Origin of the sequence: Streptomyces aureocirculatus, assembly GCF_000720475.1 — a bacterium.
Taxonomy (GTDB): Bacteria; Actinomycetota; Actinomycetes; order Streptomycetales; family Streptomycetaceae; genus Streptomyces; species Streptomyces aureocirculatus.
Genome location: NZ_JOAP01000007.1, coordinates 53,647 through 74,509, shown reverse-complemented (window position 1 = coordinate 74,509; position 20,863 = coordinate 53,647). Strand labels below are relative to the sequence as shown.

15 protein-coding genes are annotated in these 20,863 nt (G+C 72.5%); 8 read left to right on the top strand and 7 right to left on the bottom strand.

Going from position 1 to position 20,863, the window contains the following annotated elements:
- Positions 1-68: 68 nt before the first annotated feature.
- The 3 genes from IG78_RS0108435 to IG78_RS0108425 all read right to left on the bottom strand — a co-directional run bounded on the left by IG78_RS0108435 (position 69) and on the right by IG78_RS0108425 (position 5,280).
- Complete coding sequence (locus IG78_RS0108435; RefSeq protein WP_030560770.1) at positions 69-1,049, bottom strand: acyl-ACP desaturase; 981 nt, start codon at positions 1,047-1,049, stop codon at positions 69-71.
- 165 nt (positions 1,050-1,214) lie between these two features.
- Complete coding sequence (locus tag IG78_RS0108430; protein WP_078964720.1) at positions 1,215-3,626, bottom strand: ATP-binding cassette domain-containing protein; 2,412 nt, start codon at positions 3,624-3,626, stop codon at positions 1,215-1,217.
- A 10-nt stretch (positions 3,627-3,636) separates the two neighbouring features.
- Positions 3,637-5,280, bottom strand: a complete 1,644-nt coding sequence (locus IG78_RS0108425) for an ABC-F family ATP-binding cassette domain-containing protein (RefSeq protein ID WP_030560768.1) — start codon at positions 5,278-5,280, stop codon at positions 3,637-3,639.
- 484 nt (positions 5,281-5,764) lie between these two features.
- Here IG78_RS0108425 and IG78_RS0108420 point away from each other — a divergent pair, with 484 nt between their 5' ends.
- On the top strand, positions 5,765-6,613 hold the full coding sequence (locus IG78_RS0108420) for an isocitrate lyase/PEP mutase family protein (RefSeq protein WP_030560767.1): 849 nt from the start codon (positions 5,765-5,767) through the stop codon (positions 6,611-6,613).
- Positions 6,614-6,695: 82 nt separating this feature from the next.
- Here the strand turns inward: IG78_RS0108420 and ssgD are convergent, their stop codons facing one another.
- Positions 6,696-7,112, bottom strand: coding sequence for a spore wall synthesis regulator SsgD (gene ssgD, locus IG78_RS0108415; protein WP_030560766.1), 417 nt, complete (start codon positions 7,110-7,112; stop codon positions 6,696-6,698).
- Between the two features lie 510 nt (positions 7,113-7,622).
- On the opposite strand from ssgD, the gene IG78_RS0108410 reads away from it, so the two are divergent.
- Positions 7,623-8,864: a WD40/YVTN/BNR-like repeat-containing protein gene (locus IG78_RS0108410; RefSeq protein ID WP_404827645.1), complete on the top strand. Its 1,242-nt coding sequence runs from the start codon at positions 7,623-7,625 to the stop codon at positions 8,862-8,864.
- A 69-nt stretch (positions 8,865-8,933) separates the two neighbouring features.
- Here the strand turns inward: IG78_RS0108410 and IG78_RS0108405 are convergent, their stop codons facing one another.
- Positions 8,934-9,233 (bottom strand): YciI family protein, encoded by a 300-nt coding sequence (locus IG78_RS0108405; RefSeq protein ID WP_030560764.1) that lies wholly within the window; start codon positions 9,231-9,233, stop codon positions 8,934-8,936.
- A gap of 156 nt (positions 9,234-9,389) precedes the next feature.
- On the opposite strand from IG78_RS0108405, the gene IG78_RS0108400 reads away from it, so the two are divergent.
- Entirely contained in the window at positions 9,390-10,106 is a 717-nt protein-coding gene (locus IG78_RS0108400) for an endonuclease V (protein ID WP_051852441.1), read from the top strand.
- Between the two features lie 314 nt (positions 10,107-10,420).
- Here IG78_RS0108400 and IG78_RS0108395 read toward each other — a convergent pair whose 3' ends face one another.
- Complete coding sequence (locus tag IG78_RS0108395) at positions 10,421-11,608, bottom strand: saccharopine dehydrogenase family protein (RefSeq protein WP_030560762.1); 1,188 nt, start codon at positions 11,606-11,608, stop codon at positions 10,421-10,423.
- Between the two features lie 247 nt (positions 11,609-11,855).
- On the opposite strand from IG78_RS0108395, the gene IG78_RS0108390 reads away from it, so the two are divergent.
- From IG78_RS0108390 to IG78_RS0108375, 4 genes are all read left to right on the top strand, one after another.
- Complete coding sequence (locus IG78_RS0108390) at positions 11,856-13,037, top strand: CaiB/BaiF CoA transferase family protein (RefSeq protein WP_051852440.1); 1,182 nt, start codon at positions 11,856-11,858, stop codon at positions 13,035-13,037.
- An 82-nt stretch (positions 13,038-13,119) separates the two neighbouring features.
- Positions 13,120-14,262, top strand: coding sequence for an acyl-CoA dehydrogenase family protein (locus tag IG78_RS0108385; protein ID WP_030560760.1), 1,143 nt, complete (start codon positions 13,120-13,122; stop codon positions 14,260-14,262).
- Positions 14,263-14,298: 36 nt separating this feature from the next.
- A complete protein-coding gene (locus IG78_RS0108380) occupies positions 14,299-15,513 on the top strand; it encodes an acetyl-CoA C-acetyltransferase (protein WP_030560759.1) in 1,215 nt (404 codons plus the stop codon).
- A gap of 251 nt (positions 15,514-15,764) precedes the next feature.
- Positions 15,765-17,960 (top strand): 3-hydroxyacyl-CoA dehydrogenase NAD-binding domain-containing protein, encoded by a 2,196-nt coding sequence (locus IG78_RS0108375; RefSeq protein ID WP_030560758.1) that lies wholly within the window; start codon positions 15,765-15,767, stop codon positions 17,958-17,960.
- 81 nt (positions 17,961-18,041) lie between these two features.
- Here the strand turns inward: IG78_RS0108375 and IG78_RS0108370 are convergent, their stop codons facing one another.
- Positions 18,042-18,950, bottom strand: a complete 909-nt coding sequence (locus tag IG78_RS0108370) for a MerR family transcriptional regulator (RefSeq protein WP_225881917.1) — start codon at positions 18,948-18,950, stop codon at positions 18,042-18,044.
- 133 nt (positions 18,951-19,083) lie between these two features.
- Here IG78_RS0108370 and IG78_RS0108365 point away from each other — a divergent pair, with 133 nt between their 5' ends.
- On the top strand, positions 19,084-20,844 hold the full coding sequence (locus IG78_RS0108365) for an AMP-dependent synthetase/ligase (protein ID WP_030560756.1): 1,761 nt from the start codon (positions 19,084-19,086) through the stop codon (positions 20,842-20,844).
- The last annotated feature ends 19 nt before the right edge of the window (positions 20,845-20,863 follow it).

Sequence of the window (20,863 nt, the reverse complement as noted above, 5' to 3'; positions counted from 1 at the left end):
GTCGACGGCTTGTGTGCTCGTCTGCCCAACATGGCACCGGGGGGGCCGCACCGTAAATCGCCCCGCGCTCAGCCGCGCGTCACACCCCGGGCCGCGACGCGGGCCTTGCGGGCCGCCAGGCGCTCGTCGAACTTCGCGGCCTCCGCGTCGAGGCCGCCCAGGAAGAGACCCAGTTCCTCCTGCGCCTTCGCGCCCTCGGGGCCGAGGCCGGAGATTTCCATGACCTTGAGGAAGCGCAGCACGGGCTGCAGCACGTCGTCGTGGTGGATGCGCAGGTTGTAGACCTCGCCGATGGCCATCTGCGCGGCGGCCCGCTCGAAGCCCGGGATGCCGTGGCCGGGCATGCGGAAGTCGACGACGACGTCCCGGACGGCGCACATCGTGCGGTCGGGGGCGAGTTCGAACGCGGCCCGCAGCAGGTTCCGGTAGAAGACCATGTGCAGGTTCTCGTCGGTCGCGATGCGCGCCAGCATCCGGTCGCAGACGGGGTCGCCGGACTGGTGGCCGGTGTTGCGGTGGGAGATCCGGGTGGCCAGCTCCTGGAAGGCCACGTACGCCACCGAGTGCAGCATCGAGTGCCGGTTGTCGGACTCGAAGCCCTCGCTCATGTGCGACATCCGGAACCGCTCGAGCTGGTCGGGGTCCACGGCCCGGGAGGCGAGGAGGTAGTCGCGCATGACGATGCCGTGGCGGCCCTCCTCCGCGGTCCAGCGGTGCACCCACGTGCCCCAGGCGCCGTCGCGGCCGAAGATCGAGGCGATCTCGTGGTGGTAGCTCGGCAGGTTGTCCTCGGTGAGCAGGTTCACGACGAGGGCGACACGGCCGATGTCCGTGACCGGTGACTGGTCCTTCTGCCAGGCCTCGCCGTCCTCGAAGAGACCGGGGAAGTTCCGGGCGTCGGAGAACGGCACGTACTCGTGCGGCATCCAGTCCTTGGCCACGGCCAGATGCCGGTTGAGCTCCTTTTCGACCACTTCTTCCAGGGCGAACAGGAGCCGGGCGTCGGTCCAGGTGTCCGGGCTGCCGAGGTGGGGAGAAGTGATCGTCATAAGGTCTCCTGGGGGCGGGAGGGGAGGGGGAGCGGCTCCCGGGGGATTCCGGGACCGCGAGCGGTTTGTACCTACGGAATCGTAGGTTACGTTCCCGTAGGTTAAGCCCTCCGTAAAGATCCCCTCAAACCGGGGGACGATCCTCCGCCGCAACCGGAGGGCGGCCTACCGCCCTATCGGGTACCCCAGGGACCGCCGTAGATGCTCCGCGGTGAAGGATCCGTCGGCGTCGAGCAACTCCCGCGGCGTCCCCTCGAAGACGACCTGTCCGCCGTGCTTGCCGCCGTCGGGCCCCAGGTCGATCACCCGGTCCGCGTGCTTGACGACCTCCGGGTTGTGTTCGACGACGAGCACGGTGTTGCCGGCGTCGACGAGCCGGTCGAGCAGGGCGAGCAGCCCGTCGACGTCGGCCATGTGCAGGCCGGTCGTGGGTTCGTCGAGGACGTAGACGGCGCCCGTCCGGTGCAGTTGCGTGGCCAGTTTGATGCGCTGGCGTTCGCCGCCGGAGAGCGTCGACAGGGGCTGCCCGAGGGTGAGGTAGGTCAGGCCGACATCACGCAGGGCGTCGAGTCGGCGGCGTACCGCCGCGTCGGGAAAGTCCGCGAAGAAGGCGAGCGCCTGCTCGGCGGTCATGTCCAGGACGTCGACGACGGAGCGGCCGCCCACCCTCAGGCCGAGCACCTCGTCCTTGAAGCGCCGCCCCGCGCACGCCTCGCAGGTCGTCGTCACCGGGTCCATGAAGGCGAGGTCGCTGTAGATGATCCCGCGCCCCTGGCAGCTCTCGCACGCGCCACGTGAGTTGAAGCTGAACAGGCCCGGTTCGGTGCCCGTGTGCCGGGCGAAGAGGGTGCGCACCCTGTCCATGATCCCCAGATAGGTCGCCGGGGTCGACCGCCCCGAGATGCCGATCGACGACTGGTCGACGACGACGGCCTCGGGGTGCTGCTCGACGAAGCACCGGGACACCAGCGTGCTCTTGCCGGAACCCGCGACGCCGGTGACGGCCGTGAGCACACCGGCGGGCACCCGTACGCTCACGTTCCGCAGGTTGTACAGGTCGGCGCCTTTGATCCACATGTCCCCGACCGGGACGCGCGGGTGTTCCTTGACGCCGCGGGTGCGGCGCAGACAGCGGCCGGTGAGGGTGTCGGCGTCCCGCAGCTCCCGCGGGGTGCCCTCGAAGACGACGAGGCCGCCGTCGGTGCCCGCGGCGGGCCCCATGTCGACGACGTGGTCGGCGAGGGCGATGACGTCCGGGTCGTGCTCGACGACGAGCACCGTGTTGCCCTTGTCGCGCAGGCGAAGCAGCAGGTCACCGAGGCGTCCCACGTCCCGCGGGTGCAGTCCGACGCTGGGCTCGTCGAAGATGTACGTCATGCCCGTGAGGCTGGAGCCCAGGTGGCGCACCATCTTCAGGCGCTGGCCCTCGCCACCGGACAGCGTGGATGTCTCCCGGTCGAGGCTGAGGTAGCCGAGCCCGATGGCCTCGACGCGTTCGAGCGCGGCCACGGCCGCCGCGGCGACGGGCCCCGCCACCGGGTCGTCGACGCGGCCGAGCACGGTGATCAGGTCGGTGACCTCCATGCGGGTGCAGTCGGCGATGGACAGGCCATCGATGCGGGTGGCGAGCGCGGCGGGGTTCAGCCGGGCGCCGTCGCAGGCGGGGCAGCGGTCCTCGACCAGGAAGGACCGCACCAGGTCCCGGGTGCGCTGGGCGAGGGCCGACAGATCCCGGTTGAGGTAGAGCCGCTCGAAGCGGTCGGCGAGCCCTTCGTAGTCGATGTCGCGGGCCCCGCCGGTGTTGTCGACGCTGACTTTGCTGACCTGGCTGACCTTGCTGCCCTTGTCGGACCCGCCGCTTCGTCCGCCCTTCTTGCCGTGCCCGCCGCCGCGCATCAGGAACTGCCGCTCGGCGGCCGTGAACTCACCGACCGGCTTGTGTGTGTCGAGGTCGGGGGTGTTGGTGTACGTCTGGCCCTGCCAGGTCCCGACGGCGAACGGCGGGAACAGGATCGCGCCGTCCGCGAGGGACCTGGCGGGGTCCAGGATGCGGTCGTAGTCGGGCCGCACGGTGCGGCCGATGCCGTCGCACCGCGGGCACATGCCGCTCGGGTCGTTGAACGAGTACGCGGTGGCCGGGCCCGCGCTCGGCGTGCCGTGCCGCGAGAACAGCACCCGGATCACCGAGTAGATGTCGGTCATCGTGCCCACGGTGGAGCGGGAGTGGCCGCCGATCGGCTTCTGGTCGACGACGATCGCGGGCGCCAGGTCCTCGATGGCGTCCGCGTGCGGCCGCTCGTACTTCGGGAGCCGGTTGCGGACGAACCAGGTGAACGTCTCGTTCAACTGCCGCTGCGACTCGACGGCGATCGTGTCGAAGACGACCGACGACTTTCCCGACCCCGAAACGCCCGTGAACACCGTCAATTGGCCCTTCGGGATGCGCAGGTCCACCTCCTTCAAGTTGTTCTCACGCGCTCCGGTGAGCGTGATGTGCCGGTGGTCGGACGGCGGGTGCGGGGTCCGGCCGGCCTCGCTGACCTCTCGCGTTTCTCGTACTTCTCGTACTTCTCGCATGCAGACGAAGCTAGTCGGGATACCCGACAGCTTCTGTCGTGTTTTTCGCCTCCGTGAGCTCCCCGTCGAGCCGGAGCCAGCGCGTAATGCCGATGGACTCAAGGAACGGCAGGTCGTGGCTGGCGACGATCAGCGCGCCCTCGTAGCTCTCCAGGGCGCTCGCCAACTGCCGGACGCTCGCCATGTCCAGGTTGTTCGTCGGCTCGTCGAGCATGAGGAGCTGTGGCGCGGGCTCGGCGAGGAGCAGTGCCGCGAGGGCGGCACGGAAGCGCTCGCCGCCGGACAGGGTGCCGGCGAGCTGGTCTGCCTTCGCGCCCTTGAACAGGAAGCGGGCGAGGCGCGCCCGGATCCGGTTGTTCGTGGCGTCCGGCGCGAACCGTGCGACGTTCTCGACGACGGTGAGACCGTCGTCAAGGACGTCCAGGCGCTGCGGCAAGAAGCGCAGCGGCACCTGGGCAAGGGCCTGGCCGGACCGCGGTTCCAGCTCGCCGCTGATGGTGCGCAGCAGTGTGGTCTTGCCCGTGCCGTTGCGGCCGACGAGGGCGATCCGCTCGGGGCCGCGCAGCTCGAAGCCGCCTTTCAGCCGTGCCCCGTACCGCAGTTGCAGGTCGAGGAGCGTCAGGACGGTGCGGCCCGGCGGCACCGCGGTGTACGGCAGGTCGACGCGGATGTCGTCGTCGTCCCGCACCGCCTCCACGGCGACGCCCAGGCGGTCCTTGGCCTCGGCCAGCTTCTCCTCGTGCAGGATGCGGTGCTTGCCCGCGGACTCCTGGGCGGCGCGTTTGCGGTTGCCCATGACGACCTTGGGCTCCCGCTTCTGGTCCCACATCTTCTGGCCGTACCGCTTGCGGCGGGCCAGCTTGACCTGGGCGTCGGACAGTTCGCGCTTCTGCCTGCGCAGATCGGACTCGGCGACGCGCACCATGCGCTCGGCCGCCTCCTGTTCGACGGCGAGGGCTTCCTCGTACGCGCTGAAGTTGCCGCCGTACCAGTGCACTTCGCCGTCACGCAGATCGGCGACCTGGTCCACACGGTCCAGGAGCTCCCGGTCGTGGCTGACCACGACCAGGACTCCGGACCAGGCGTCGACGGCCGCGTACAGGCGGCGGCGCGCGTGCAGATCGAGGTTGTTGGTGGGTTCGTCGAGCAGCAGTACGCCGGGCCTGCGCAGCAGCAGAGCGGCCAGGCGAAGGAGCACCGACTCGCCGCCGGACACCTCGCCGGTGGTCCGGTCGAGCCCGATGTGGCCGAGGCCGAGCTGGGCGAGGGTCGCCGTGGCGCGCTCCTCGACGTCCCAGTCCTCGCCGACGGCCGCGAAGTGCTCCTCGCTCGCGTCGCCCGCCTCGATGGCGTGCAGCGCGGCGCGCCGCCCTGCGATGCCGAGGACCTCGTCGACGCGCAGAGCGGTGTCGAGCGTGATGTTCTGCGGCAGGTAGCCGATGTCGCCCGCGGTGCGGACGGCGCCGTCGCCCGGTGTCAGCTCACCGGCGATGAGCTTCAGGAGCGTCGACTTGCCCGATCCGTTGCGGCCGATGAGCCCGGTCCTGCCGGGGCCGAACGCCGCCTGGAACCCGTCGAAGACGGCTGTCCCGTCCGGCCAGGAGAAGGAGAGGGCGGTGCAGGTGATGGAGGTGGTGCTGGGGGAATGTGACATACAGGCCTCGCGGTCGCTGGCTGGAGCGTGGGTGTCGGGCAACGCGTGCGGGACATCGCGACAGCGCGTACGGGACACGGCGGCGGCAGGGGGCCGGGGGCCGGAGCGCGGAGGAAGGCCCGTGAACGGGCCCGTGCCGGAACGGACGGCTCGTACGCCGAGGTCGCACGCGACATACACAGCGAGGGCGTCATGAACGGAAGGTGTTCACGAGCGTCATGAACGACGGTGTTCACGAGGGCCATGAACAAGGTGTTCACGAGGGCGGCCATGAACGGAGGTGTTCATGGGTGGCTGTGTGGCGCGGTGTGCCAAGACCTCAGACGAGCAACGTCCTACTCCGTTCGACGGCGACAGAAGCGTTGTACAACGTAGGGAGGGCGCGGTGGGGGTGTCAACGGAATATCGTGCCGGGCCGGTTGCCGGAGGGCCATGTCGGATTCTCGCCGGACCGTAGCGGGTAGCGCCTGCTTGAGTGCTGCGCATGACGAACCAGAACGCCACCGCCGTCGCGGCCTCGGCACCCGCCTTCCGCGCCCTGCACACTCCCGGATCGCCGCTCGTCCTGCCCAACGCCTGGGACGTCGCGAGCGCCCGCATCGTCCGGGTGGCGGGAGCGCGGGCCGTCGCCACCACCAGCGCGGGTCTCGCCTGGGCCCTGGGCACCGCCGACGGTGACCGGCTCACCCGTGAGCGGGCGCTCACCGCCGTCGCCGCGATCGTGGACGCCGTCGACGTGCCGGTGACCGCCGACATCGAGAGCGGTTACGCGCGGGACGCGGCGGGCGTGGCGGACACGGTGCGGGCCGTCGTCGACGCGGGGGCCGTGGGCGTGAACATCGAGGACTCCCGGCGCGGGGCGGGCGAGCCGCTGCGGCCCCTCGCCGAGCAGTCCGAGCGGATCGCGGCCGCGCGCAAGGCCGCCGACGCGGCGGGCGTCGAACTGTTCGTGAACGCGCGCGTCGACACTTATCTGCGGGGTGTGGGTGACGGCCCGGACGCGCGGGTCGCGCTGACCCTCGAACGGGCCGCCGCGTTTCTCGCCGTGGGCGCGGACGGTGTGTTCGTGCCCGGAGCGGTGGACCCGGTGACGGTCCAGGCGCTGGTCGAGGGGATAGACGGGCCGGTGAACGTCATGGCGGGGCCGGGCGCGCCGACGGTCGCAGAACTCGCCGCGCTCGGTGTCGCGCGCGTCAGCGTCGGCTCCGGCATCGCGCAGGCGGCGCACGCGCTGGTCCGCGAGGCCGCGACGGAACTGCTCACCGAGGGGACCTACGGAACGCTGGCGGGCGGCCTCGACTACGCGGAGCTGAACGAGTTGTTCGGCGGCTGACCGGGGGCTCCGCGGCAGCCGCCAGGGCGCTGCGGAAGCCTGTAGGGGCGCTACGGCAGATGCGGCGGGGCGGGCGCGTGCCTCAGCACGCGTCGCGCATCAGCTCGGCCAGGTCCTGGTCCAGGTCCACGTGCAGGTGCTCCTGCCCGGCGGGCACCAGGGTGGTCGTGCTGTGCAGGAAGCGGCGCAGATCGCCGGTGCGGATGTGGACGATGGCCGTGCCCTCGGGCGCGTGGAACTCCAGGACGGTGCGGTCGTACCCGTAGGGGCGCACCCGTACGTCACCGTCGCCCGACGCGGTCTCCACGCCCTGCGCGAGCAGCTCACGGGAGAACGTCCAGAAGACCTCGACGCCCTCCAGGGTCGCCGGGGCCGGGAAGCTCATCCGGACGGCGAACGGGTCGCGCCGGTCGTAGTGGAGCGTGGCGGGAATGGTGGGCATCCGGGGCGCGGCGGCGACCAGGCGGGCCTCAACGGCTTGCTCGATGACAGTGGACAACGCCTGCTCCCTCAACTCTGACGGCTGGACGACCGGAGTGCGCACGACCGGGGTCGGGCACTTGAATAGACGTCGGAATCGGGAGATCCGTGCACGCGAGGACCCCTCCGAAGCGAGTGACGTCTGTCACCGCGACAGCGCGCGGGCGCCGCCGGTTCCCGCGGACCGCCGCCCGGGTGATCTTCGAGTCCCCGGTTCCGCTGTCTGGACGAGGCCCCGGGGGTGGGCTAGCTTCGCCCCGCCACGAGAGGCATGGGGCAGGCGGACCGGGAGGGGCGCGCGATGCGGGCGATACGTATGAGGAGAGCCGGGGGCGACGCGGGTGCGGGGCGGCCGCCGCGGTCCCGGCGCCCGGCCGGGTCCGGGAGCCCGGAGCCTTCGGAGGCGTCCCGGCGCGTCGAGGTGTCCCGGCGTGCTGAGGGGTCCCGGCGTTCCGAGGTGTCCCGCCGTGCCGGGCCGTCCCGGCGTGCTGAGGGGTCCCGGCGTGCTGAGCCGTCCCGCCGCGTCGAGGTGTCCCGCCGTGCTGAGCCGTCCCGGCGTGCGGGCCGGGGGATGTGGGCGGGCCTCGGCGTCGCGGCGCTGGCGTTGACGTCGATCGCGGCGGTCCCGGCCGGGGGCGGTGCCTCGGACGTCGTACCGGCTCTGCGTGCTAGCGGCGTCCCGAACGACGTGTCGGCCCCGCACGCGGACCGCGGATCGCGCACCGACCCCGACCCGCGCACCACCGCCCCGCCTTCCCCGGCGCTCATCCGGACCTCCGGGGCCGGGGCGCTCACCCCGCCCTCCTGGTCGCTCAAGCCCACCCGCACCGACGCCCGCTTCCGGGGGCTCGCGGCCGTCAGCCGGAGTACCGCGTGGGCGGCCGGTTCGAGGGGCACCGTGCTCCGCACCACCGACGGCGGCGCGAGCTGGCGTGATGTGTCACCGCCCGGGGCGGGCGCCCTCGAATTCCGGGACGTCGAGGCGTTCGACGGCCGCCGCGCCGTGGTCCTGGCGATCGGCGAGGGCGACGCCTCCCGGGTGCTCCGTACCACCGACGGCGGCGCCACCTGGACGGAGTCGTTCCGCAACGCCGACCCCAGGGCGTTCTACGACTGCATGACGTTCTTCGACCGGCGTCACGGCCTGGCGATGAGCGACCCGGTGGACGGCAAGTACCGCATCCTGTCGACCGCGGACGGCGGCCGTTCCTGGCGAGTGCTGCCCGACAAGGGCATGCCCGCGGCGCAGCAGGGCGAGAGCGCGTTCGCGGCGAGCGGCCAGTGCCTGGTGAGTTCGGGCCCGCGTGACGTGTGGCTCGCGACGGGCGGCGCGGCCCGCGCGCGCGTGCTGCACTCGGCGGACAGGGGACGGACGTGGACCGTCGCGGACACCCCCGTTCCGGGCGGCGACCCGGCTCGCGGAGTCTTCGGCCTCGCCTTCCGCGACCGCGCCCACGGCATCGCGGTCGGCGGCGACTACCGCCCCGGCGAGCAGTCGCCCCGGGCGTCCGCGCTGACCCGTGACGGCGGCCGGACCTGGCAGCCATCGGCGCGGCCCGCCCCCGCCTACCGCTCGGGCGTCGCCTGGTTCCCGTACTCCCGCGGCACCGCCATCGCGGTCGGCCCGACCGGCACGGACGTCACGACGGACAGCGGCCGCACCTGGCGCACGGTGGACGGCGGTTCGTACGACACCGTGGACTGCGCTCGGGACCTGAGTTGCTGGGCGGCGGGGGAGAAGGGGCGCGTGGCGCGCCTCGAACGGGGCTGAGGCCGATGCCCCGGGCCCGGCGGGGCCCGGGGCACCGGCCTAGGTGTCGTGCCCGGCCGGGCACGGACTTCAGGAGGGCAACTCCTGCCGGTAAGGCGCGAGCTCGGCAGCCGTCTTCGTCGCGAAGAACTCGGTGATGCGGTACGTGCACACGCCCCCGACGGCGAACGGGTCGCTCGCGGCGAGCCGCTCGATGTCCGCACGGTGGTCGCCCACGGCGAGGATCACGCCGCCGTCACGCGGGTTCTTGCGCCCCGAAGCGATGAACACGCCGGCCGCGTACTGCGCGTCCAGCCAGGCGACATGCTCGGTGAGCAGGGCGTCGACGCGGTCGACCGATGCGGTGTAGGTCAGCTCCATGACAAACATGATCGTGAGGCTACCGCGACGCCGGTACGACGACAGCCCCTCGGGGGCCGTCGCCGGGCGTGGCCGTCCCCCGGCCGCACCGGGTCGACCTCGGGGGCCTGCCAAAACTTTGCAGGGATGTACTGGGGGCGCTCTAGGCTGATGCGCACGATGAGTATGTCTTCGACGAACCCGCGCACGGCGAGCATCCCGCCCCTCCCCGCCGACTGGCCCACGGACGAGGCGGCGGCCCGCGCCGTCCAGGACGCCCTGCGGGCGCGGGTCGTGCTCGGCGAGGCGGGGCCGCCGCCGGGCAGTGGCCATGTCACGGGCGTGGACGTGGCCTACGACGACGAGCGCGACGTGGTCGCCGCGGCGGTCGTCGTCCTGGACGCGGCGAGCCTGGAGGTCGTCGAGGAGGCCACGGCGGTCGGCCGGGTCGCCTTCCCGTACGTTCCCGGCCTGTTGGCGTTCCGTGAAGTGCCCGCCGTCCTCGCCGCCCTGGACGCGCTCGACGCCGATCCGGGGCTCGTCGTGTGCGACGGCTACGGCATCGCGCACCCGCGCCGCTTCGGCCTCGCGAGCCACCTCGGTGTGCTCACCGGGCGGCCCACGATCGGGGTCGCCAAGAACCCGTTCACGTTCGCCCACGAGGTGCCGGACGACGCGCGCGGCAGTGCGACGCCGCTGCTCGACGGCGCGGAGGAGGTCGGCAGCGCGCTGCGCACCCGCGCGGGCGTCAAGCCGGTGTTCGTCTCCGTGGGCCACCGCGTGACCCTCGCCGCGGCCCGCGCCCACACCCTGCACCTCACCCCGCGCTACCGCCTCCCGGAGACCACCCGCAGGGCGGACGCGCTGTGCCGGGCGGCACTGCGGGAGGCCACGGGCACCTGACGGGCCGGGTCGGGCGGGTGGGGCACAGCTCTGCCCGACGCCCGACGCCCGACGCCTTCGGCCTCGCCCGGTGTCCGGCTGCTTCGGCCCCGCCCGGCGCCTTCGCCCCCGCTGGGTGTCCGGCGCCTTCGGCCTCGCTGGGTGTCCGGCGCCTTCGGCCCGGCCCGGCGCCCGGCGCCTTCGGCCTCGCCCGGCGGCTTCGCCCCCCCGCCCGGCGTCCGGCGGCTTCGCCCCTGCCCGGCGCCCGACGCCTCCGGCCCCGCCCGGCGCCGGGACAGCTTCAGCAACCCGCCCGGCCCCCCCCCGGGGGGCCCTCAGCGCCGCGCCGCCACCCGGAACCCCATCCCCGCCGCCACGAGCCGCGCCGTCAACGCGTCACCCATCGCCGCTGCCGGTGTCACCTGTCCCGCGGCCGCGGGCAGGTCGTCGAGGGCCAGGCACATCGAGGCCTCCGCGAGGATCTTCGCGGTCTCGTCGTACCCGGGGTCGCCGCCCCACACCTCGGTGAAGACCCGCTGCCCGCCGCCCTCCCCGACGAACCGCACGGAGAACCAACTGGCCGCCCGCCGCGCCGCGTCGGGTCCCTCACCGGGCTTGAGCAGGCCCGACAGACGGCGCCGCACGGGCGGGAGCTGCGCCGCGGCGAACAGCGCCGTCACGCCCGCCACGCCGCCGAGCGCCACGGGCAGCGACCGCACCGCGGCGTAGTGGCGGTAGCGGAAGTCGGGCCCGTACCGCGGCAGCGCCCGCGCCGAACGCTGCACGACCTGCGGGTCGATGGTCGGCAGCGGCAACGCCCAGGCACCGATCTCGCCGGCGTAGCGAGGGGCGCTCGGCGGGGCGTACGCCTTGCGGTCCGCGAGCCGGGGCTCGTGCCTGCGCCGTTCGCGCGCGGCGGCGAGCAACTGCGGGCCGCGCGCGAACTGCTGGAGCGCGGAGGCGAACGTACCGCCGGAGAACCGTGCCTTGACGCTGACGAAGCCGTCGACGCGCAGGGGCACGTCCTGCGGCAACTGCCGCACCGTGTAGTACACGCCCAGGTCGTGCGGAACCGAGTCGAAGCCACAGGCGTGCACCAGGCGCGCGCCGGTCTCCCGCGCGCGGGCGTCGTGCCGCACGTACATCAGGTCCACGAACTCCGGCTCGCCGGTCAGATCGGCGTAGTCGGTGCCGGCCTCCGCGCACGCGGCCACCAGCTCCTGCCCGTGGGTCAGGTAGGGGCCGACGGTGCTCGCCACCACGCGGGTGCACGCGGCCAGTTCGCGCAGCGACGCGGGATCGGCCGCGTCCGCCTGCACGACGGGCAGTTCGGCGCACCCCGGGCGGTCCGCGGCGAGGCGCTCGCGCAGCCGCCGCAGCTTGTCCGCGTCGCGCCCCGCGATGGCCCAGCGGAGCGTCTCGGGTGCGTGTTCGGAAAGATAGGCGGCCGTCAGCGCACCCACGAAACTCGTCGCCCCGAAGAGCACGATGTCGTACGGACGGTCCTGGTCCTGACTGCTCATGGCACCTCTCAGCCGTGTGTCCCGCGCCGTTGTCGGTGGCCGAGGCTAGCGTGAGCGGGGCGGCACCGTGACACGACGGTGTCCGCCGGGACGGGCGGAGCACCCGGGTACCCGTCCCGCGGGGTGCCCGCGTGACCCGTGCCACGCCCGCGGGCTAAGCGCTTGCTCGCCGGGGGCTTGTGCGGAGTGGAACACGTTCTTAGCATCACTGGTGTTACATCGGTTGTGTCACAGTGCTGGGGGCTCAATGGCAGTGCCGGACAAAGGCGTTCACGGCCCGCTGACGGGCGTGCGGGTGGTGGAGCTCGCGGGCATCGGGCCCGGCCCCTTCGCCGCCATGCTGCTCGCCGACCTGGGCGCCGACGTCGTGCGCGTCGACCGCCCCGGCGGCCCGGGCCTCGCGATCGATCCCGCCTACGACGTCACCAACCGCAACAAACGCAGCGTCGTCGTCGATCTGAAGTCCCCCGGTGGCGCGGCCCGCGTCCTGGACCTCGCCGCACGGGCGGACGTACTCGTCGAGGGCTACCGCCCCGGGGTCGCCGAGCGCCTCGGCGTCGGCCCCGAGGCCTGCCACGCCCGCAATCCGGCGCTCGTGTACGGCCGCATGACCGGCTGGGGCCAGGACGGCCCGCTCGCCCCGCGCGCCGGGCACGACATCTCCTACATCGCCCTCACCGGCACGCTCGGGATGATCGGCAACCCCGGGGAGCCGCCCGCCGTCCCCGCCAACCTCGTCGGGGACTACGCGGGCGGCTCGCTGTACCTGGTCGTCGGCGTCCTCGCCGCCCTGCACCACGCGCGGGCCACCGGCACCGGGCAGGTCGTGGACGCCGCGATCGTGGACGGCGCCGCGCATCTGGCCGCGATGATCCACGGCATGGTGGCGGCGGGAAGCTGGCAGGACCGCAGGGGCGCCAACCTCCTGGACGGCGGCTGCCCGTTCTACGGCACCTATGAGACGGCGGACGGCGAGTACATGGCCGTCGGCGCCCTTGAGCAGCAGTTCTACGACGAGTTCACCGAGCTGCTCGGGCTGCGCGACCTCGCGCCCGCGCGTCGCGACCTCGCCCGCTGGGGCGAGCTGCGCGAGGCCGTGGCCGCTCGTTTCCGTACCCGGACGCGCGCGGAGTGGACGGCCCTCTTCGAGGGCACCGACGCGTGCGTGGCGCCGGTCCTCTCGCTGCGCGAGGCCCCGGACCACCCGCACCTCGCCGCCCGCGGCACGTTCACCGACCACGGCGGCATCACACAGCCCGCCCCCGCGCCCCGCTTCTCCGCGACCCCCACCGCCGTCCGCGGCGCCCCGGCGCAGCCCGGCGCCGACACCACGGAGGTGGCCCACGACTGGGACGTGCCGGGCTTGATCACCGCCCAGGACCCGCCCGTCGCCACCGACGGCACGCGGCACGGGGCCGCGCGCAACTGAACGTCGTCCAGGCCGGACCCGAACCGGCCGAGCTCGTCGAAACCGGCAAGGGCTGGGCTTTGAGGCCGAGGAGGCCACACACATGGAACGGCAGATCTTCACCGCCGAGCACGACGCGTTCCGCGAGACCGTCCGCACCTTCCTCGCCAAGGAGGTGACGCCGCACTACGAGCAGTGGGAGAAGGACGGTGTCGTCTCCCGCGAGGCATGGCTCGCGGCCGGACGCCAGGGGCTCCTCGGCCTCGCCGTGCCCGAGGAGTACGGGGGCGGCGGGAACGGCGACTTCCGCTACGCCGCCGTCCTCGCCGAGGAGTTCACCCGCGCGGGCGCCGCGGGCCTGGCCGTCGGCCTGCACAACGACATCGTCGGCCCCTATCTGACGGGTCTCGCCACCGACGGGCAGAAGCGCCGCTGGCTGCCCGGCTTCTGCACCGGCGAGACCATCACGGCCATCGCCATGACCGAGCCGGGCGCGGGCTCCGACCTCCAGGGCATCCGCACCACGGCCACGGACATGGGCGACCACTGGCTCCTGAACGGCTCCAAGACGTTCATCTCCAACGGCATCCTCGCCGACCTCGTCGTCGTGGTCGCCAAAACCACCCCCGAGGGGGGCGCGCACGGCCTGTCGCTGCTCGTCGTCGAGCGCGGCGCGCCCGGTTTCGAGCGGGGCCGCAACCTCGACAAGATCGGCCAGAAGGCCCAGGACACCGCCGAACTGTTCTTCAACGACGTACGCGTACCCAAGGAGAACCTGCTCGGCGAGCTCAACGGCGCCTTCGTACACCTGATGACGAACCTCGCGCAGGAGCGCATGGGCATCGCCGTCGCCGGGATCGCCGCCGCCGAACACCTTCTGGAGATCACCACGGCGTACGTCAAGGAGCGCGAGGCCTTCGGGCGCCCCCTGGCCAAGCTCCAGCACATCCGTTTCGAGATCGCGGAGATGGCCACCGAGTGCGCGGTCACACGGGCGTTCCTCGACCGGTGCATCGTCGATCACTCGAACGGGGAACTCGACGCGGTCCACGCCTCCATGGCCAAGTGGTGGGCCACCGAGCTGCAGAAGCGCGTCGCCGACCGCTGTCTGCAACTGCACGGCGGCTACGGCTACATGACCGAGTACCGCGTGGCCAAGGCGTTCACCGACGGCCGCATCCAGACCATCTACGGCGGCACGACCGAGATCATGAAGGAGATCATCGGCCGTTCCCTGCTCACCTGACCCCCTCCAGGACCGACTTCTTCGAAAGGCACTGGCGTGACCACCGAAGCGTACGTGTACGACGCGATCCGCACCCCGCGCGGACGCGGCAAGGCGAACGGTGCCCTGCACGGCACCAAGCCGATCGACCTCGTCGTCGGTCTCATCCATGAGATCCGGGCCCGCTTCCCGGGCCTCGACCCGGCCGCCGTCGACGACATCGTGCTCGGTGTGGTCGGCCCGGTCGGCGACCAGGGCTCGGACATCGCGCGGATCGCGGCCATCGCAGCCGGACTGCCGGACACGGTCGCGGGCGTCCAGGAGAACCGCTTCTGTGCCTCGGGCCTCGAAGCGGTCAACATGGCCGCCATGAAGGTCCGCTCGGGCTGGGAGGACCTCGTGCTCGCCGGTGGCGTCGAGTCCATGTCCCGGGTGCCGATGGCCTCCGACGGCGGTGCCTGGTTCGCCGACCCGATGACCAACTGGGACACGAACTTCGCGCCGCAGGGCATCGGCGCCGACCTGATCGCCACGATCGGGGGCTACAGCAGGCGCGACGTCGACGAGTACGCGGCCCTGTCCCAGGAGCGGGCCGCCACCGCCTGGAAGGAAGGCCGCTTCGCGCGGTCCGTCGTACCGGTCAAGGACCGCAGCGGCCTCACCGTCCTCGACCACGACGAGCACCTGCGCCCCGGCACCACCGCCGACTCCCTCGCCAGGCTGAAGCCGTCCTTCAAGGACATCGGCGACATGGGTGGGTTCGACGCGGTCGCGCTGCAGAAGTACCACTGGATCGAGGAGATCGACCACGTCCACCACGCGGGCAACTCCTCGGGCATCGTCGACGGCGCCTCGCTCGTCGCCATCGGCTCCAAGGAGGTCGGCGAGCGGTACGGCCTGACCCCGCGCGCCCGCGTCGTCTCCGCTGCCGTCTCCGGGTCCGAGCCGCTGATCATGCTCACCGGACCCGCGCCCGCCACCCGCAAGGCGCTCGCCAAGGCCGGACTGAGCATCGACGACATCGACCTCGTCGAGATCAACGAGGCGTTCGCCGCCGTCGTCCTGCGCTTCGTCGAGGACATGGGCCTGTCCCTCGACAAGGTCAACGTCAACGGCGGGGCCATCGCCCTCGGGCATCCGCTCGGCGCCACCGGTGCGATGATCCTCGGCACGCTCGTCGACGAACTCGAGCGGCGCGATCTGCGGTACGGGCTTGCCACCCTGTGTGTCGGCGGGGGCATGGGGATCGCCACGATCGTCGAGCGTATGTAGGGCTCCGCCGCGGGGGGATTTGTGCGTCGCCGGCCGCGGGCGCGACGTGGTTGCTCGCGCGGTTCCCCGCGCCCCTGAGGCGAGCGGCTCCGCCGCGCCTCATGAAGGCGCGCGCAGCGCGGCCTTCAGGGGCGCGGGGAACTGCGCGACCAGCCCCCACCGGCGGCCGGTCGGCCACGGTCCGCACCCCCCTCCCCAGATTCCGCCTCCCGCCCGCCAACGGCCCCCGCAGACTTCACGGAGACATAGACATGACCAAGAGCACCACCATCCGCTGGGAACAGGACGACACGGGCATCGTCACCCTCGTCCTCGACGATCCGAACCAGTCCGCGAACACCATGAACCAGGCGTTCAAGGACTCCATCGCCGCGATCGCCGACCGCGCCGAAGCCGCCGTCCAGGCGGACAAGGACGCGATCCGCGGCTTCATCTACACCTCCGCCAAGAAGACCTTCTTCGCGGGCGGCGACCTCAAGGAGATGATCCAGGTCGGCCCCGAGAACGCCCGGCAGGCGTTCGAGGCGGGCGCCGCCATCAAGAACTCGCTGCGCCGCATCGAGACCCTCGGCAAGCCCGTCGTCGCCGCCCTCAACGGCGCGGCCCTCGGCGGCGGTTACGAGATCGCGCTCGCCAGCCACCACCGGGTCGCGCTCGACGCGCCGGGTTCGAAGATCGGCCTGCCCGAGGTCACCCTCGGCCTGCTGCCCGCGGGCGGCGGCGTCACCCGCACCGTACGCCTCATGGGCATCACCGACGCGCTCCTCAAGGTCCTGCTCCAGGGCACCCAGTACTCCCCGCGGCGGGCCCTGGAGAACGGCCTCGTCCACGAGGTGGCCACGACGACGGAGGAGATGCTGGGCATGGCCCGCGCCTTCATCGACGCCCACCCCGAGTCGCAGCAGCCCTGGGACGTGCCCGGCTACCGCATCCCCGGCGGCTCCCCGGCGAACCCCAAGTTCGCCGCCAACCTGCCCGCGTTCCCCGCGAACCTGAAGAAGCAGTTGGCCGGCGCCCCCTACCCGGCGCCGCGCAACATCCTCGCGGCCGCCGTCGAGGGCTCCCAGGTCGACTTCGAGACCGCTCAGACCATCGAGGCCCGGTACTTCACCGAGCTGGTCACGGGACAGGTCTCCAAGAACATGATCCAGGCGTTCTTCTTCGACCTCCAGGCCGTCAACTCCGGCGCCAACCGGCCCCAGGGCATCGAGTCCCGCACGGTCCGCAAGGTCGCCGTGCTCGGCGCCGGGATGATGGGGGCGGGCATCGCCTACTCCTGCGCCCGTGCCGGTATCGACGTCGTGCTCAAGGACGTCTCCGCCGAGGCCGCGGCCAAGGGCAAGGGCTACTCGGAGAAGCTGTGCGCCAAGGCCGTCTCCCGGGGCCGCACCACCCAGGAGAAGGCCGACGCGCTGCTCGCCCGCATCACGCCGACCGCCGACCCGCAGCAGCTCGCGGGCTGTGACGCGGTGATCGAGGCGGTCTTCGAGGACACGGCGCTCAAGCACAAGGTGTTCCAGGAGATCCAGGACGTCGTCGCGCCGGACGCGCTGCTGTGCTCCAACACCTCGACGCTGCCCATCTCCCTGCTCGCCGACGGCGTCGCCCGTCCCGTCGACTTCATCGGCCTGCACTTCTTCTCGCCCGTCGACAAGATGCCGCTCGTGGAGATCATCAAGGGCGAGCGCACCGGCGACGAGGCACTCGCCCGCGCCTTCGACCTCGTACGCCGGATCAACAAGACGCCCATCGTCGTCAACGACTCGCGTGGCTTCTTCACCTCGCGCGTCATCGGGCACTTCATCAACGAGGGCGTCGCCATGATCGGCGAGGGCATCGAGCCCGCTTCGATCGAGCAGGCCGCCGCCCAGGCGGGCTACCCGGCGAAGGTCCTGTCCCTGATGGACGAGCTGACGCTCACCCTCCCCCGCAAGATCCGCAACGAGTCCAAGCGGGCGATCGAGGAAGCGGGCGGCACCTGGGACACGCACCCCGCCGAGGCCGTCATCGACCGCCTGGTCGACGAGTTCGGCCGCACCGGGCGCAGCGGCGGCAAGGGCTTCTACGACTACGGCGACGACGGCAGGCGCGCGGGCCTCTGGCCGGGCCTGCGCGAGCACTTCACCCGGCCCGGGCACAGCATCCCGTTCGACGACATGAAGGAGCGGATGCTCTTCTCGGAGGCCCTCGACACCGTGCGCCTCCTCGAAGAGGGCGTCCTGACGTCGGTGGCCGACGCCAACATCGGCTCCATCTTCGGCATCGGCTTCCCCGGCTGGACGGGCGGCGTCCTGCAGTACATCAACGGCTACGGGGACGGCGCCGGGCTGCCCGCGTTCGTGGCCCGCGCGCGGGAGCTCGCCGAGCGCTACGGCGAGCGGTTCACGCCGCCCGCGCTGCTCGTCGAGAAGGCGGAGCGGGGCGAGCGGTTCAGCGACGCCGCCTGACCGGCGCCGCACGCGGGGGGAGTGGCTGCCGGGTTCGGGGGAGTGGCTCGGGTCTCGTCGAGCCACTCCCTCAGGGTGCCCTCAGCTCTCCTTGAGCCACTCCCTCAGCTCCTCCTTCAGCGACCGCTGGAACGCCGTGACCAGTGCCTGCACCACCATCGGCTGCATGTGTGCCGAGAGGGACCGCATCGCCGCGACGTGCTCGGGGTCGGACTCGCGCTCCCGGCAGTCCGACACCTCGTCGCGGAACAGCCGCGACAGCTCGTGCGCCGCCGAGCGCGCGTGCTCCATGAGCACGGTCCGCGAGGCCAGGATCGTCTCGTGGGCGATGGGCACGCCGAGCAACTGCACGCCCAGGCGGAGGAGGCCGGTGTCCACCCGCAGTTGGTCGGCGTCCCCGTCGCGGGCGGCGGCCACCCCCATCGCCGCGAGCCGCTCCAGGTCCTCGTCCGAGAGCGCCCGGCCCGCCCGGCGCTCCAGTTGCGCACGGGACATGTCCTCCGGCGCGTCCGGCGCCCACGACGCCACCACCGCACGGTGGATGGCGAGGTCGTGCGCGCTCAGGCCGGGCGGCAACTGCTCCAGATAGCGCTCGATCGCGGCGAGCGTCATCCCCTGGTGCTGCAACTCCTCGATGAGGGCGAGACGCGAGAGGTGCCCGGGGCCGTAGTGGCCCACGCGGCGCGGGCCGATCACCGGCGGGGGCAGCAGCCCCTTCGTGCTGTAGAAGCGGATCGTGCGGACCGTGACGCCCGCCCGCGCGGCCAGCTCGTCGACCGTGTACGTCGACTCCTCCACGCCCGCCACTTCCTCCGCGCCCGCCACTTCCTCCGCGCCCGCCACTTCCTCCGCGCCCGCCACTTCCTCCGCGCCCGCCACTTCCTCTGCGTACGCCGATTCCTCCGCGTACGCGGCATCCTTCGCGTACGCCGCCGCCTCCGCCCGCGTCGGCTGCCCCGTGCCCGTCGGCTCGTCCGTGCCCGTCGTCATGGCGGCGCGCCACCTCCCCTGCCGTGCATCAATGCGGTGCAACAGTATTGCTGTGCCACCACTGTTGTGAAAGCCTCCGGGCCAGTCACGCCACGTAGTCGAAGGCCAACCGACGGTGTCAGGAGGCGGTTCCATGACCTCGATCCCGCGACTTCCCGGGGACCCGGCCGACATCACCTTCCCCGCCCTGCTGCTCCGCAACGCCGAGGACCATCCGGACCTGCCCGCGCTCTCCTGGCGCGAGGACGCCGCCTGGACGACGCTCACCTGGAGCGAGGTGCGCCGCGAGGTCGCGGCGCTCGCCACCGGGTACGCGGCGCTCGGCGTCCGGCGCGGCGAGCACGTCCTGATGATGATGGCCAACCGCCCCGAGCACTGGCTGAGCGATGTCGCCCTGGTCCACCTGGGCGCCGTCCCCGTCACCGTGTACAACACGTCGGCGCCCGGCCAGATCGCGCACATCGTCCGGCACAGCCGGGCCCGGTTCGCGATCGTGGAGGGCGCACGGGAGCTGCCGCGCTGGGAGCCCCTCGTCGAGGACGCGACGGCGCCCCTCGAGCAGTTGGTCGTCGTCGACGCGGCCGCCGCGGGACCGCACCGCACCTACGCGTCCGTGCTCGCCGCCGGTACGCGGCTCCTGGACCCGGAGGCCTTCGACAAGGGCTGGCAGGAGTGCGCGGCCACGGACCCGCTGACCGTCGTCTACACCTCGGGCACCACCGGCGACCCCAAGGGCGTGCGCATGACGCACCGCAACGTCATCGGCAACGGCCTCGCCCTGGACGCCGCGATCGAGTTCCAGGGGCAGGCGGGCCACATCTGCTATCTGCCGTTCGCGCACATCGCCGAGCGCATGCTCGGGATCTATCTGCCGCTGCTGCGCGCGTCCGAGGTCCACATGTGCCCGGACCCGGCCCGAGTGGGAGCCATGGCACGGGAGTTGCGTCCGCAGGAGTTCTTCGGTGTGCCCCGGGTGTGGGAGAAGCTCGCCGCGGCCGTGCGGGCCGCGCTCGCCGGGCTGCCCGAGGAGCGCCGCCGGGTGATCGAGGACGCGGGCGGGACGGCACGCGCGTACGTGGACTGCCGTGAGCGCGGCCAGGAACCTCCGGCGGACCTGGCTGCGGCCTACCGCGAGGCCAAGGAGCGGGTGCTCGACCCGCTGCTCGCCCTCGCCGGGTTCGACAGGCTGCGGTGGACGGCGAGCGCGGCGGCGCCGATGCCGGTGGACGTGGCCCGGTTCTGGGCCGGGTTCGGCCTGGTGGTCATGGACGCCTGGGGGCTGACCGAGACGACGGGCGTGGTCACCACCAACGGGCCCGGCGCCTTCCGGCTCGGCTCGGTGGGAAAGCCCCTCGACGGCATGGAGGTACGCGTCGCCGACGACGGCGAGATCATGGTGCGCGGCCCCTTCGTCTGCGACGGCTTCCTGTGGATCACCGACCGCAAGAAAGAGATCATCGTGACGTCCACGGGCAAGAACGTGGCGCCCGCCCTGGTCGAGAACACCCTCAAGGAGCACCCGCTCATCGGCCAGGCCCTGGTCCACGGCGACGGCCGCTCCTATCTGGTGGCGCTGCTCGTCCTGGACCCGGAGATGACCGAGGCGTGGGCCGCGGCCCACGGCATCGAGGTCCCGGGCGGCCCCACAGGCGCCGGAACCGATCAAGGCGCCGGAACCGCCCTGGTGGACCACCCCGCCGTACGGCAGGAGATCGCCCGCGCCGTCGAGGCGGCCAACGCGCGCCTCAACCGCACCGAGCAGATCAAGCGGTATCGGCTCCTCGCGCAGGAGTGGGGCCCGGAGACCGGTGAGCTGACGCCGTCCCTGAAGCTGCGCCGCAGGGTCATCAGGGACAGGTACCGGGACGCCATCGAGGACCTTTACACCGCCTGACGCGCGGCTGTACAGAGGG